The sequence below is a fragment of the Spirillospora sp. NPDC047418 genome, assembly GCF_040643275.1.
Lineage (GTDB): Bacteria > Actinomycetota > Actinomycetes > Streptosporangiales > Streptosporangiaceae > Spirillospora.
In genome coordinates this window covers 1-13,088 of record NZ_JBEYTW010000155.1, presented here as the reverse complement: position 1 = coordinate 13,088, position 13,088 = coordinate 1, and the positions used below count along the sequence as shown (strand labels likewise).

Genomic DNA, 13,088 nt, shown 5'->3' with positions numbered 1-13,088 from the left:
GGCCCCCCCCCCCGGGCCCGCCCCCCCCCCCCCCGGCCCCGGCCGGCCCCCTCGCCCCGGGGGGGCGCCCCCCGGCCCCCCCCCCGGGCCGGCGGGACGGGGCGGCGGGCGCGCGCGACCGAGGGCAGCGCGCGGCACGCCGCGGCGAGGCCCGCGCGGCCGTCCCGGCTGGCCAGCGCGGACGCGGCGGTGCGCGCGACCTCGGCGAGCGGGCGCCGCAGCCACGCGGTGAGCAGCCGGTTGCGGACCTCCCGGCGGCGCCGCCCGGCCGGGTCGCGGCCCGCCGCGGACGGGTGGTGGTGGACGACGAGGTCCGGTACGTGGGCGAGGCCCCACCCGGCGGCCGCGAGGTCCAGCGCGAGCAGCTCCTCCTCGCCCGCGAAGTGCAGCACGTCGGAGAAGCCGCCGGCGGCGAGGAAGGCGTCCCGCCGCACGATGGCCGAGCAGGCGAGGAAGCCGAGGACGGCCGGTCCGGGGAGCCCCTCGGGCCGGCCGAGCGGCGAGCCGGCCATCTGCTCCGACACCGGGTCGGGCCGCTCGTCCTCGCCGACGAGGACGCGCGCCGCCAGCAGGGCCGTGCGCGGGTGCGCGTCGAGGATCCGCACGGCCCGCTCCAGCGAGCCGGGCGCCCACCACGAGTCGTCGTCGGCGAACGCGACGTAGCGGGTGCCGGCCCGCTGGGCGCCGGCGTTGCGGGCGGCGGCGCCCCGGTTGCGGGGCAGCCGCAGGACGGTCGCGCCGGCCGCCTCGGCGACCGCGGCGGTGCCGTCGGCGGAGGCGTTGTCGGCCACGATGACCGGGGCCGTGTGGTGGCGGAGGCTGCGGCGCAGCTCGTCCGCGCGGTCCCGGGTCGCCACCACGATCGTCACGTCGGGCGTCACATCGGGCGTCACGTCGGTCACGCTCCCCTTCAGCTCACGTACCGGCGGGCCCTGGACTCCCGCTGGGGCGTCTCCAGGGTGCGCAGCCGGTACTCGACGTCCGGCGGCAGCGTGCGCCGCTCGCGCGCCACCCAGCCGAACCCGGCGGCGGCCTCGGCGAGCGCGCCGGCGGTGACGCGGTCGCGCGGCAGGGTGCGCAGCAGCCGGGCCGTGCGGCGGACCGCGACCGGCAGCGGGCGGCGCAGCCAGGTGAACCAGAGCGTGTTGCGGATGCCGTGGCGGCGCCGCAGGTGCGGTTCGCGCAGCCGCGACGGCGCGTGGTGGACGACCACGTCCTCGGCGTAGCAGAGCTGCCAGCCGAGCGCCATCAGGTCGGCGCTGAGCAGTTCCTCCTCACCGCCGAGCCACAGCCGCGAGGAGAACCCGCCGGCCTCCCGGAACGCCTCCGCCCGGACCATGGAGGCGCCCGCCAGGAACGAGCCGAGCGCGGGGCCCGGCAGCCACGGCGGCCCGGGGACGGGCGAGTCCCGCAGCTCCGGGACGATCGGGTCCTCGCGCCCGCCCGGCTCCACCAGGATCCGCCCGGTGACGACCGCGAGCCGCGGGTGCGCGTCGAGCAGGTCGGCGGCGCGGGACGGCGCGTCCGGGTCCCACCAGGTGTCGTCGTCGCAGAACGCGACGTAGGGGGTGCGGACGTGGTCGGCGGCGAGGTTGCGTCCGACGGCGCCGAGGTTGCCCGGCGACCGGATCAGCGCGACCTCCGGGTACTCCGCCGCGACGGCGTCGGGGGTGCCGTCCCGCGAGGCGTTGTCCACCACGATGACCGGGGCGTCCTCGGCCAGATCCCGCACGCGGGCGAGGGTGGCGAGCAGGGACTGCCGCCTGTCCCGGGTGATGACGACGACAGTGAAGCGCATGAAACCGCCAGTACCCGGCTTCCCGCCCTGTATGTGCACGGAGGCCCCCGCCACCTGCCACTTCGCCTACCAGCGACTTTCCGGACTTGAGCGTTTAGGCCCCCCGTAACGGGCAATGCCCAAATCACCTATAGGGGATTTCGCTCCCGGCGAGAACCGCCAAGAGCCGATGTCTAAGACGACGCCATCGGCACGCCACAGAAAGCTGCGCCGAAACGGGGCTTTATATGCGCGTGCTCGGAATCAACGCCATCTTTCACGACCCGGCCGCCGCACTCGTCGTGGACGGCAGGGTCGTCGCCGCGGCGGAGGAGGAGCGCTTCAGCCGCCGCAAGCACGGCAAGCGGCCGGTGGCCTTCGCCGGCTGGGAACTGCCGGAGCGGGCGGCCCGCTGGTGCCTGGAGGAGGCCGGGCTGGAACCCGGCGACCTGGACGCCGTCGCCTACTCCTACGACCCCTCCCTCGTCGAGCCGGGGCTCGACGGGCACGACCGGCAGTGGGAGCGGCTGCGCACCCTGTACGCGCGGCGCGCCCCCGACTTCCTCGCGACGGCGCTGCCCGGCCTCGACCCGGGGATCGTCCGGTACGTCCCGCACCATGTGGCGCACGCCGCGTCCGCCGGGCTCGCCGCGCCCGCGCCCGGCGACGGCGACGTGCTCGTCCTGGACGGCCGCGGCGAGTCCTGCTCGCACCTGGCCGGCACGTACGCGGACGGCGTGCTGACACCGCTGCGCGCCCAGCGCCTCCCCCACTCGCTCGGGCTGATGTACGAGGACCTCACCGAGCACCTCGGCTTCCTGCGCTCCAGCGACGAGTACAAGGTGATGGCGCTGGCGTCCTACGGGGAGCCGCGCTTCCTGGACGAGCTGCGCGAGCACGTCCGCGCGACGGGCGACGGAGGTTTCACGGCCGCCGCGATCGACTGGGGCTCCCTCGCGAAGGCCCGCGCGGCGGGCGCCGAGTGGACCCGCGACCACGCCGACCTCGCCGCCAGCGTCCAGGCCCGGCTCGAAGAGGTGCTGCTCGACCTCGCGGCCTGGCTGCACGGCGAGACCGGGTCCACCCGGCTGATGCTCGCCGGGGGCGTCGCCCTCAACTGCGTCGCCAACACCCGGCTCGCCGCGGCCGGCCCCTACGACGACATCTGGGTGCAGCCCGCGGCGGGCGACGCCGGCACCGCGCTCGGCGCCGCGCTGCACGTGGCGCAGGGCGCCGGGGACCCGCTCACCGGCATGCCCGGCGCGGACCTCGGCCGGCGGTGGGACGACCGCGAGATCGCGCGGCGGCTCGACACCGCCGACATCCGCTACGAGCGGCCGGGCGACCTGGCCGCCACCGTCGCCGAGGCGCTCGCCCGCGACGAGATCGTGGCCTGGTTCCAGGGCCGCTCGGAGTTCGGCCCGCGCGCGCTCGGGCACCGCTCCCTGCTCGCCCACCCCGGCCACGCCGGCAACGTGGAGCGGCTCAACGACGTCAAGGGCCGCGAGCAGTTCCGGCCGATCGCGCCGATGGTGGCGGTGGAGCACGCCGCCGAGATCTTCGAGGGCCCGCTCCCGAGCCCGTACATGCTGTTCGTCCACCGCGTCCGGCCCGAGTGGCGCACCCGGATCCCCGCCGTCGTGCACGTGGACGGCACCGCCCGCGTCCAGACCGTGTCGGGCGACGGCGAGCCGCTCGTGGCGCGGCTGCTGGAGGAGTTCCGCCTCCGGACCGGTGTGCCCGTCATCGTCAACACCAGCCTCAACACCGCCGGACGCCCGATGGCCGACGACCCGCGCGACGCGCTGGAGTGCTTCGGCTCCGCGCCGGTCGACCTGCTCGCCATCGGGCCGTTCGTCGTGCGCCGCCGGGAGGTGCGCGCCCGATGAGCTGCACCGTCGTCGTCCCGACCATCGGGCGGGAGAGCCTGCGGGTCGTCCTGCACGCGCTGCTCGCCGCCCTGGAGGCCGGCCCCGGCCCGGGACCGCACGAGATCATCGTCGTGGACGACCGCCCCGCGCCCGGCGCGCCGCTGCCGCTGCCGCCGTCGGCCGGGCCGCGGATCCGGGTGATCCGGTCCGGGGGCCGCGGGCCCGCCGCCGCGCGCAACGCGGGCTGGCGCGCCGCCGCGACCGAGTGGGTCGCGTTCCTGGACGACGACGTCGTGCCCGAGCCCGGCTGGCCCGCCCGGCTCGCCGCCGACCTCGCCGGCCTGCCGCCCTCGGTCGGCGGGTCGCAGGGCCGCGTCACCGTCCCGCTGCCGGACGACCGGCGGCCGACGGACTGGGAGCGGGGCACGGCCGGGCTCGCGAGCGCCGACTGGATCACCGCCGACATGGCCTACCGGCGCGGCGTCCTCGCCGAGCTGGGCGGCTTCGACGAGCGGTTCCGCCGCGCCTACCGCGAGGACGCCGACCTGGCGCTGCGCGCCCTGGCCGCGGGGCACGGCCTCGTCCTCGGCGCGCGGCGCGTCACCCACCCCGTCCGGCCCGCCGGTTTCTGGGCGTCGGTGCGGGCGCAGGCGGGCAACGCCGACGACGTCCTCATGTGGCGGGTGCACGGCCCGTCCTGGCGGGCGCGCGCCGGCGAGGGCCGCGGCCTGCTCGCCCGGCACGCCCTCACGACCGCGGCCGGGCTGCTGGCGCTCGCCGCCGCGCCGAAGAGCCGGGCCGCCGCGGCGGTCGCCGGCGGGGCCTGGGCCGCGCTCACGGCGCGGTTCGCCTACGAGCGGATCCGGCCGGGCCCGAAGGCGCCCGGCGAGGTGGCGAGGATGCTGGCCACCAGCGCGGTCATCCCGCCCGCCGCGATCTGGCACCGGATCCGGGGCCTCGCCGCCCACCGGCGGGCGCGCGGCTGGGGCGGGCCGCGCGTCGTGCTGTTCGACCGCGACGACACCCTCATCGAGGACGTCCCCTACAACGGCGACCCGGCGCGGGTCGCGCCGATGCCGGGCGCGCGCCGCGCCCTCGACCGGCTCCGCCGCCACGGCGTCCGGATCGGCGTCGTGTCCAACCAGTCCGGCGTCGCCAGGGGGCTCATCGGCGCCGGGGACGTGCGCCGCGTCAACGCCCGCGTCGAGGAACTGCTCGGCCCCGTCGACGTGTGGGAGTTCTGCCCGCACGGCGACGGCGACGGCTGCGGGTGCCGCAAGCCCGAGCCCGGCATGATCCAGCGGGCCGCGGAGCGGCTCGGGGTGCTGCCGTCCGACTGCGCCGTCATCGGCGACATCGGCGGCGACATCGAGGCCGCCGCGGCGGCCGGGGCGCGCGGCATCCTCGTCCCGACCGGGCGCACCCGGCCGGCGGAGATCGCGCGGGCGCCCGAGACGGCGCCCACCCTGGACGCCGCCGTCGATCTGGTCCTCGGCGGGAGGCGGCGCCGATGAGAGTCCTCGTGGCACGCCAGGACAACCTCGGCGACGTGCTGCTCGCCGGCCCCGCCGTGCGGGCGGTCGCCGCCCGCGCCGACGAGGTCGTGCTGCTGTGCGGTCCGCGCGGCCGCGCCGCCGCCGACATGCTGCCGGGCGCGGACCGCGTCATCGAGTGGCGCGCGCCCTGGATCGACCCCGACCACGTGCCCGTCGAGCAGGCCGCGATCGACCGGCTCGTCGCCGAGCTGCGCGGCTTCGACCGGGCGCTCGTGCTGACCTCCTTCCACCAGTCGCCGCTGCCGCTCGCCCTGCTGCTCCGGCTGGCCGGGACGCCGTGGATCGGCGGCATCAGCGAGGACTACCCGGGGTCGCTGCTCGACCTGCGGCACCGGCCGGGCACCGACGTCCCCGAGCCGCTGCGGATGCTCGCGCTCGCGGAGGACGCCGGGTTCCCCGCCCCCGCCGACACCCGGCTGCGGGTCCGCGAGCCGCTGCCCGACACCGGCCACCTCACCGGCGGGCCCGGCTACGTGGTCGTGCATCCCGGCACGTCCGTGCCCGCCCGCGCGTGGCCGCCGGCGCGCTGCGCCGAGGCGGTCCGGCTGCTGCGGGCGGCCGGGCGCCGGGTCGTCGTCACCGGCCACGGGGACGAGAAGGAGCTGACCGCGCTCGTCGCCGGCGAGGACGGCCTCGACCTCGGCGGGCGCACCTGCCTGCCGGAGCTGGCGTCGGTGCTGGCGGGCGCGTCCGCCGTCGTCGCCGGCAACACCGGCCCCGCGCACCTCGCGGCGGCCGTCGGCACGCCCGTCGTGTCGCTGTTCGCGCCGACCGTGCCCGCCGCCCGGTGGGCCCCGTTCGGCGTCCCGCTGGCGCTGCTCGGCGACCAGCAGGCGCCCTGCAAGGACAGCCGCGCCCGCGAATGCCCGGTCGACGGGCACCCCTGCCTGTCGTCCGTCAGCGCCGACGAGGTCGCCGCGGCCGTGGAGATCGTGGCGTCGGTGGAGGAGGTCCCCGCCCGATGAGAGTCCTGATGTGGCACGTGCACGGCTCGTGGGCGACGTCGTTCGTCCACGGTGCGCAGACCACGCTCGTCCCCGTCACGCCGGACCGCGGACCCGACGGCCGGGGCCGGCCCGGCACCTTCACCTGGCCCGACCGGGCGGTCGAGGTGCCGCCGGAGCGGCTCCGCGACGAGGACGTGGACGTCGTCGTCCTGCAGCGCCCCCGCGAGCTGCGGCTCGCCGAGGAATGGCTCGGGCGGCGCCCCGGCCGCGACGTCCCCGCCGTCTACGTCGAGCACGACACGCCGCGCCGGACCCCGGCGGACGTGGGGCTGCCCGAGGAGGTCGTGCCCGACAGCCGGCACCTCCTGCACGACCGCTCCGACATCCCCGTCGTGCACGTCACCCACTTCAACCAGCTGTTCTGGAACTGCGGCCGGGCCCCGACCACGGTCATCGAGCACGGCGTCGTCGACCCCGGGTACCGGTACACCGCCGACATGCCGCGCGCCGGCGTCGTCATCAACGACCCGCTGCGGCGCGGCCGCGTCGCCGGCACCGACCTGCTCCCCGGACTCGCGGCGGCCGTCCCCCTCGACCTGTTCGGCATGAACGTCACCGGGGCCCCCGAGCGCCTGGGCATCCCGCCCGAGTCGCTGTGGACCTTCGAGGACCTGCCGCAGGCGAGGATGCACGCGGAACTCGCCCGCCGCCGCGTCTACGTCCACCCCTACCGGTGGACCTCGCTCGGCCTCGCGCTGATCGAGGCCATGATGCTCGGCCTGCCGGTGGTGGCGCTCGCCACCACCGAGGCGGTCGAAGCGGTGCCGCCGGAGGCCGGGGTGCTGTCCACGCGCGTCGCCACCCTGGCCGACGCCGCGCGGACCCTGGCCGCCGACCCGCCGCGTGCCCGCCAGCTGGGCAAGGAGGCGCGGGCCCACGCCGTCGACCGGTACGGCCTGCCGCGCTTCCTGCGCGACTGGCGGCGGACTCTCCAGGAGGTAGCGCGATGAGAATAGCCATGATCTCCGAGCACGCCAGCCCGCTCGCCGCCGACGGCGGGCTGGGCGGGGCGGACGGCGGCGGGCAGAACGTGTTCGTCGCGGAACTGGCCACCGAACTCGGCCGCCAGGGCCACTACGTCACCGTCTACACGCGGCGGGACGCGCCCGGCCCGCCGGACCGGGTGCGGCTCGCGCCCGGCGTGACCGTGGAGCACGTCCCGGCGGGCCCGCCCGAGCGCATCGCCAAGGACGACCTGCTGCCCTGGATGCGCGACTTCGGGACCTATCTGAAGCGGCGCTGGGCCGCCGACCCGCCCGACATCGCGCACGCCCACTTCTGGATGAGCGGCCTCGCCGCGGTCCAGGCCGCGCAGGCGGCGGGGACGCGGCGCGTGCCGGTCGTGCAGACCTACCACGCGCTCGGCACCGTCAAGCGCCGCCACCAGGGCGGCCGGGACACCAGCCCCGCCTCGCGGATCCGGCTGGAGCGCGCGCTCGGGCGCGGCGCCGACGCCGTCATCGCGACCTGCTCCGACGAGGTCGCCGAACTGGCGGCGATGGGCGTCCCCCGCGACCGCGTCCGGGTGGTGCCGTGCGGCGTCGACCCGGCCCTGTTCGCCGCGGGCGGCGGCAGCGCCGCCCGCGGCGGGCCGCACCGCATCGCGGTGCTGTCCCGGCTCGTCGAGCGCAAGGGCGTCGACACCGCGATCCGCGCGCTCGCGCACCTGCCGGGCGCCGAGCTGGCCGTCGCCGGCGGCCCGCCGCACGGCGACCTGGACGCCGACCCCGAGGTGCGCCGGCTGCGCCGGGCGGCGCGGGACGCGGGCGTCGCCGGCCGGGTGGAGTTCCTCGGCCGGCTCGGCCGCGGCGAGGTCCCGCGGCTGCTGCGCTCGGCGGGCCTGGTCGTCACGCTCCCGTGGTACGAGCCGTTCGGGATGGTGCCGCTCGAGGCCATGGCCTGCGGCGTGCCCGTGGTGGCCAGCGCCGTCGGCGGCCACCTCGACACCGTCGTGGACGGCGTCACCGGCACGCTCGTCCCGCCGCGCGAACCGGAGGCGGCGGCCGGCGCGATCCGGGCGCTGCTGGACGACCCGGCGAGACGGGACGCGATGGGGCGCGCGGCGGTCCGCCGCGCCCGCGACCGCTACTCGTGGGCGCGGGTCGCCGCCGACACCGCCGAGGTCTACCGGCACGCCGCCGCCGTGAGCGAGGTGGCCGCATGACCGCGCAGACCGGAACCGGGACCCGCACGTCCACCGCCTGCGACCGGCGGCTGGAGGCGCTCGCCGAGGCGGCCCTGCGGTTCCGCGACCAGGTGCCGACGATCGAGGCGTGGGGCGGCCGGCTCGCCCGCGTGCTGCGCGGCGGCGGGCGCCTGCTGGCCTGCGGCAACGGCGGCAGCGCCGCCGAGGCGCAGCATCTGACCGCCGAGCTCGTCGGCCGGTTCGAGAGCGAGCGGTGCCCGCTGTCGGCGATCCCGCTGCACGGCGACGGCTCGTCGGTCACCGCGATCGGCAACGACTACGGCCCGGCCACCGTGTTCGAGCGGCAGGTGCAGGCGCACGGCCGCCCCGGGGACGTGCTGGTGTGCCTGTCGACCAGCGGCCGCAGCCCCAACGTCGTCGCCGCGGCGCACCGCGCCCGGCGGCTCGGGCTGACCGCCTGGGCGGTCACCGGGCCGGGCCCGAACCCGCTCGCCGACGCCTGCGACGACGCGATCACGGTGCCGGCCGGCATCACCTCGACCGTCCAGGAGATCCACCTCGCGGCGATCCATCTGCTGTGCGGGGCGGTCGACGAGGCCCTGGGGGTGACATGACCGCGCCACTCGTGGTGGTCGGCGACGCTCTGCTCGACATCGACATCGTCGGCACCAGCAGCCGGCTGTGCCCGGACGCGCCCGTGCCCGTCGTGGAGCAGGCCGAGGAGCGGCCCCGCCCCGGCGGCGCGGGCCTCGCGGCGCTGCTGGCGGCGGCCGCCGGGCGGGAGGTGGTGCTCGTCACCGCCCTCGCCGACGACGAGCCGGGCCGGCGGCTGCGCGCGATGCTGGACAAGCACCTGGAGGTCGCCGCGTTCCATCTGCACGGCGGCACCCCCTGCAAGCTGCGCATCCGGTCCGCGGGACAGTCGGTGGCGCGCCTGGACGCCGGGGAAGGGCAGGCCCTCGACGGGCCCGTCGGTCCGCGCGTCACCGACGCCATCGCGGGGGCCGGCGCCGTGCTGGTCTCCGACTACGGGCGGGGCGTGGCCCGGCACCGCGCCGTCCGCTCCCTGCTCGGCGAGCTGCCCGCCGCGGGCGTGCCCGTCGTCTGGGACCCGCACCCGCGCGGCGAGCAGCCCGTGCCGGGCGTCCGGCTGCTCACCCCGAACGCGCAGGAGGCCGCCCGGCTCGCCGCGGCCGACGGCGCCGACATCAGCGGGTCCGGGCTGTCGGCCGCCGGCCGGCGCGGCCGGCACCTCGGCCGCGCCTGGGGCATCGAGGGCATCGCGATCACGCTCGGCTCCGAGGGCGCGCTGCTGTGCGACGGGTCCGACACGCCGTTCCTGGCGCCCGCCAGGCCGGCGCGGGGCGACTCGTGCGGCGCGGGCGACAGCTTCGCCGCCGGGGCGGTCGGCGCGCTCGCCGACGGCGCGGAGCTCACCGCGGCCGTCACCGAGGGCGTCCACCACGCCTCGGAGTTCGTCCGGGCCGGGGCCGCCGCGGCCCTGTCGGCGCAGCTCGCCGAGACCGGCACCGCCCGGCTCGTGCCCGAGCGCGGCGAGGACGCCTGGGACGTCGTGGAGCGGACCCGGCGCGCGGGCGGGACGGTGGTGGCGACCGGCGGCTGCTTCGACCTGCTGCACGCCGGGCACGTCAGCCTGCTGCAGCAGGCGCGGCGGCTCGGCGACTGCCTGATCGTCTGCGTCAACTCCGACGCCTCGGTGCGGCGCCGCAAGGGGCCGGCCCGGCCGCTGACGCCGGCCGCCGACCGCGTCCGGGTGCTGGAGGCGCTCAGCGACGTCGACGCCGCGGTGGTGTTCGACGACGACACCCCCGTGCCGCTGCTGGAGCGGCTGCGCCCCGACGTCTGGGTGAAGGGCGCCGACTACGCCGGCACCACGCTGCCCGAGGCCGCGACGGTCCGGGCCCACGACGGGGAGATCGTCCTGCTGCCCCTGCTGGAAGGGCGCTCCACCACGCGCCTGCTGTCCACCACGAAGGGAAACGCGTCATGAACGTCCTCATCACCGGTGGCGCCTCCGGACTCGGCGCGGCCGTCGCGCGCAGGATCGCCGACGACGGCGGACGGCCGCTGATCCTCGACCGGCACCCGCCGAAGGAGGACTTCGAGCACATGCAGGCCGACCTCGCCGACCGGCGGTGCGCCGAGCGCGCCGTCCACGGCCTGGCACGGGCCGCGGGCGGGCTGAACGCGGTCGTCACCGCGGCGGGCATCGACGCGTGCGGGACGCTCTGCGACGTGCCCGCCGAGGACTGGGAGCGGGTCGTGCAGGTGAACCTGATCGGCACCGCCGCCGTCGTCCGCGCCGCGCTCCCCTACCTGGAGAACGAGCCGCACGGGCGGATCGTGACCGTCGCGTCCACGCTCGGCTTCCGCGCGCTGAGCGACGCCACCGCGTACTGCGCGTCCAAGTTCGGCGTCGTCGGGTTCACCCGGGCGCTGGCCGCCGAGCTGGCCGGCAAGGTCGGCGTCACCATGGTCGTGCCGGGCGGGATGGACACCGCGTTCTTCGACGACCGCCCCGACCGGTACAAGCCCGGCGCGGACGCCGAGCTGAACCGGCCCGCGAACGTGGCGGCGACCGTCGCGTTCGCGCTCGCGCAGCCGGCCGGCTGCGAGGTGCGCGAACTGGTCGTCTGCCCGTCGCGGGAACCGTCGTGGCCGTGACGGCCGGCCGCGTCCTGGTGCTGCGGGCGCTCGGGCTCGGCGACCTGCTGACCGCCGTCCCGGCGCTGCGGGCGCTGCGGCGCGGGCTGCCGGGCGCGCGGATCACGCTGGCCGCGCCCGCCGTGCTCGCCCCGCTGGCCGCCGCGTCCGGCGCGGTCGACGAGGTGCTCCCGGCGACCGGCCTGGACGCCCCGCCGCGGGCCGCCGGCCCGGTCGACATCGCCGTCAACCTGCACGGCTCGGGGCCGCGGAGCCACCGGCTGCTGGCCGCCCTGTCGCCCGGCCGCCTGCTGGCGTTCCACTGCCCCGGCGCGCCGCACTCCGGCGGGCCGCGCTGGGACCCCGGGGAGCACGAGGTGGCGCGCTGGTGCCGGCTCGTCGCCTCCTACGGGTTCGGCGCCGACCCCGGCGACCTGGACCTGCCGGCCCCCGCGGCCGCCTCGCCGGCGCCGGGCGCCGTCGTCGTCCACCCCGGGGCCGCGTCCCCGGCGCGCCGCTGGCCGGCCGAGCGGTTCGCGGCGGTCGCGGCGGCGCTGCGGGACCGCGGCGAGCGCGTCGTCGTCACCGGCGGGCCCGGCGAGCGGTCCCTGGCCCGCCGCGTCGCGGGCCTCGCCGGGCTGGACCCGGCCGCCGACCTCTCCGGCCGCACGCCCCTCCCCGAGCTGGCCGCGCTCGTCGCGGCGGCCCGGCTGGTGGTGTGCGGCGACACCGGCGTCGCGCACCTGGCGACCGCGTTCCGCACGCCGTCGGTGCTGCTGTTCGGGCCGACGCCGCCCGGCCGCTGGGGGCCGCCCGACCGCGCCGGGCACCGCGTCCTGTGGGCGGGCCGGTCCGGCGACCCGCACGGGCGCGAGCCCTGCCCCGGGCTGCTGGAGATCTGCGCGGACCAGGCCGTCGAGGCCGCCGAAGCCGTGCTCGCCCCGGTGAGCGCGCACGAGAACCGATGAGGGGGAATGATGAGACATCCACGCGCCGTCGTCACCGGAGGTTCCGGCTTCCTCGGCTCGCACCTGTGCGAGGCGCTGCTCGCCCGGGGGATCTCGGTGGTCTGCCTGGACAACCTGCTCACCGGGACGTCCCGCAACATCGCCCACCTGACCGGCCGGCGGGACTTCCGGTTCCTGAAGCGCGACCTCACCGACCCGGTGCACGTGCCCGGCGAGGTCGGCTACGTGTTCCACCTCGCCTCGGCCGCCTCGCCGGCCGACTACCTGCGGTTCCCGATCCAGACCCTGGAGGTCGGCAGCCAGGGCACCCGCAACGCGCTGGAGCTGGCCGAGGCCAAGGGCGCCCGGTTCGTCCTCGCCTCCACCTCCGAGGTGTACGGGGACCCGCTCGTGCACCCGCAGCCCGAGTCGTACTGGGGGAACGTCAACCCGGTCGGGCCGCGCAGCGTGTACGACGAGGCCAAGCGGTTCGGTGAGGCGCTGACGTCGGCGTTCCGGCACTCCCGCGGCCTGGACGCCGCGATCGTGCGGATCTTCAACACCTACGGGCCGCGGATGCGCCCCGACGACGGCCGCGCCATCCCGACGTTCCTGCGGCAGGCGCTCACCGGCGAGGACCTCACGGTCACCGGGGACGGCGCGCAGACCCGCTCGATCTGCCACGTGGACGACACCGTCCGCGGCATCCTCGCCCTCGCCCTGTCCCGCCACCCGGGGCCGGTCAACATCGGCAGCCCGTACGAGATCTCCATGGCCGGCCTCGCGCGGCTGGTCATCGAGCTGACGGGCGCGCCGTCCGGGATCCGGTTCATCGGCCGGCCCGAGGACGACCCGCGCGTCCGCCGCCCGGACACCCGCCTCGCCGAGGACGCGCTCGGCTGGCGGCCGCGGATCACGGTCGAGGAGGGCCTGCGCGGCACCATCGAGTGGTTCGGCCGGGAACTGCTCGTCGCGCGCCCCGCCTGACCCGCGCCCGTACCGCGAACGGCCGCGAGGCACCGCTCATCGCGGCCGTGGGCGCGCCCCCGGCCGGGGGGGGGCCGGCGCGCGGGCGCGGCGCGCCCGGGGGGGGGCGGGTGGGGGCGGGGGGGGGGGGGGG

General features: G+C 78.0%; 12 protein-coding genes. 10 read left to right on the top strand and 2 right to left on the bottom strand.

What is annotated here, in order from left to right; genetic code table 11:
• On the bottom strand, nucleotides 1-893 hold an 893-nt coding region (locus tag ABZ806_RS43575), incomplete at its 3' end, for a glycosyltransferase family 2 protein (RefSeq protein WP_500225575.1).
• A 17-nt stretch (nucleotides 894-910) separates the two neighbouring features.
• On the bottom strand, nucleotides 911-1,798 hold the full coding sequence (locus ABZ806_RS43570; RefSeq protein WP_500225573.1) for a glycosyltransferase family 2 protein: 888 nt from the start codon (nucleotides 1,796-1,798) through the stop codon (nucleotides 911-913).
• A gap of 227 nt (nucleotides 1,799-2,025) precedes the next feature.
• On the opposite strand from ABZ806_RS43570, the gene ABZ806_RS43565 reads away from it, so the two are divergent.
• The 10 genes from ABZ806_RS43565 to ABZ806_RS43520 are packed head-to-tail and all read left to right on the top strand — an operon-like array spanning nucleotide 2,026 to nucleotide 12,955.
• Nucleotides 2,026-3,666, top strand: coding sequence for a carbamoyltransferase family protein (locus ABZ806_RS43565; RefSeq protein WP_500225571.1), 1,641 nt, complete (start codon nucleotides 2,026-2,028; stop codon nucleotides 3,664-3,666).
• The gene (locus tag ABZ806_RS43560; RefSeq protein ID WP_500225569.1) at nucleotides 3,663-5,162 is read left to right on the top strand and encodes an HAD-IIIA family hydrolase; all 1,500 of its coding nucleotides are present in this window, start codon (nucleotides 3,663-3,665) and stop codon (nucleotides 5,160-5,162) included. Before ABZ806_RS43565 ends, ABZ806_RS43560 begins: the two co-directional genes overlap by 4 nt.
• Nucleotides 5,159-6,169: a glycosyltransferase family 9 protein gene (locus ABZ806_RS43555; RefSeq protein WP_500225566.1), complete on the top strand. Its 1,011-nt coding sequence runs from the start codon at nucleotides 5,159-5,161 to the stop codon at nucleotides 6,167-6,169. Before ABZ806_RS43560 ends, ABZ806_RS43555 begins: the two co-directional genes overlap by 4 nt.
• The gene (locus ABZ806_RS43550; protein WP_500225564.1) at nucleotides 6,166-7,161 is read left to right on the top strand and encodes a glycosyltransferase; all 996 of its coding nucleotides are present in this window, start codon (nucleotides 6,166-6,168) and stop codon (nucleotides 7,159-7,161) included. Before ABZ806_RS43555 ends, ABZ806_RS43550 begins: the two co-directional genes overlap by 4 nt.
• Nucleotides 7,158-8,375 (top strand): glycosyltransferase, encoded by a 1,218-nt coding sequence (locus tag ABZ806_RS43545; protein ID WP_500225562.1) that lies wholly within the window; start codon nucleotides 7,158-7,160, stop codon nucleotides 8,373-8,375. Before ABZ806_RS43550 ends, ABZ806_RS43545 begins: the two co-directional genes overlap by 4 nt.
• Complete coding sequence (locus tag ABZ806_RS43540; RefSeq protein WP_500225561.1) at nucleotides 8,372-8,971, top strand: D-sedoheptulose-7-phosphate isomerase; 600 nt, start codon at nucleotides 8,372-8,374, stop codon at nucleotides 8,969-8,971. Before ABZ806_RS43545 ends, ABZ806_RS43540 begins: the two co-directional genes overlap by 4 nt.
• Complete coding sequence (locus ABZ806_RS43535; RefSeq protein WP_500225559.1) at nucleotides 8,968-10,368, top strand: PfkB family carbohydrate kinase; 1,401 nt, start codon at nucleotides 8,968-8,970, stop codon at nucleotides 10,366-10,368. Before ABZ806_RS43540 ends, ABZ806_RS43535 begins: the two co-directional genes overlap by 4 nt.
• Entirely contained in the window at nucleotides 10,365-11,042 is a 678-nt protein-coding gene (locus tag ABZ806_RS43530; RefSeq protein ID WP_500225557.1) for an SDR family oxidoreductase, read from the top strand. Before ABZ806_RS43535 ends, ABZ806_RS43530 begins: the two co-directional genes overlap by 4 nt.
• Nucleotides 11,033-11,989 carry a glycosyltransferase family 9 protein gene (locus ABZ806_RS43525; RefSeq protein ID WP_500225555.1) on the top strand — a complete coding sequence of 319 codons (957 nt, stop codon included), beginning with the start codon at nucleotides 11,033-11,035 and terminating at the stop codon, nucleotides 11,987-11,989. The genes ABZ806_RS43530 and ABZ806_RS43525 overlap by 10 nt, the downstream gene beginning before the upstream one ends.
• Before the next feature lie 9 nt (nucleotides 11,990-11,998).
• Nucleotides 11,999-12,955: an NAD-dependent epimerase/dehydratase family protein gene (locus tag ABZ806_RS43520; protein ID WP_500225553.1), complete on the top strand. Its 957-nt coding sequence runs from the start codon at nucleotides 11,999-12,001 to the stop codon at nucleotides 12,953-12,955.
• Nucleotides 12,956-13,088: the final 133 nt, after the last annotated feature.

Bases quoted from the DNA above. Each gene is read 5' to 3' on its own strand.
- ABZ806_RS43570 (WP_500225573.1), bottom strand. From the start codon at position 1,798: ATGCGCTTCACTGTCGTCGTCATCACCCGGGACAGGCGGCAGTCCCTG.
- ABZ806_RS43565 (WP_500225571.1), top strand. From the start codon at position 2,026: ATGCGCGTGCTCGGAATCAACGCCATCTTTCACGACCCGGCCGCCGCA.
- ABZ806_RS43560 (WP_500225569.1), top strand. From the start codon at position 3,663: ATGAGCTGCACCGTCGTCGTCCCGACCATCGGGCGGGAGAGCCTGCGG.
- ABZ806_RS43555 (WP_500225566.1), top strand. From the start codon at position 5,159: ATGAGAGTCCTCGTGGCACGCCAGGACAACCTCGGCGACGTGCTGCTC.
- ABZ806_RS43550 (WP_500225564.1), top strand. From the start codon at position 6,166: ATGAGAGTCCTGATGTGGCACGTGCACGGCTCGTGGGCGACGTCGTTC.
- ABZ806_RS43545 (WP_500225562.1), top strand. From the start codon at position 7,158: ATGAGAATAGCCATGATCTCCGAGCACGCCAGCCCGCTCGCCGCCGAC.
- ABZ806_RS43540 (WP_500225561.1), top strand. From the start codon at position 8,372: ATGACCGCGCAGACCGGAACCGGGACCCGCACGTCCACCGCCTGCGAC.
- ABZ806_RS43535 (WP_500225559.1), top strand. From the start codon at position 8,968: ATGACCGCGCCACTCGTGGTGGTCGGCGACGCTCTGCTCGACATCGAC.
- ABZ806_RS43530 (WP_500225557.1), top strand. From the start codon at position 10,365: ATGAACGTCCTCATCACCGGTGGCGCCTCCGGACTCGGCGCGGCCGTC.
- ABZ806_RS43520 (WP_500225553.1), top strand. From the start codon at position 11,999: ATGAGACATCCACGCGCCGTCGTCACCGGAGGTTCCGGCTTCCTCGGC.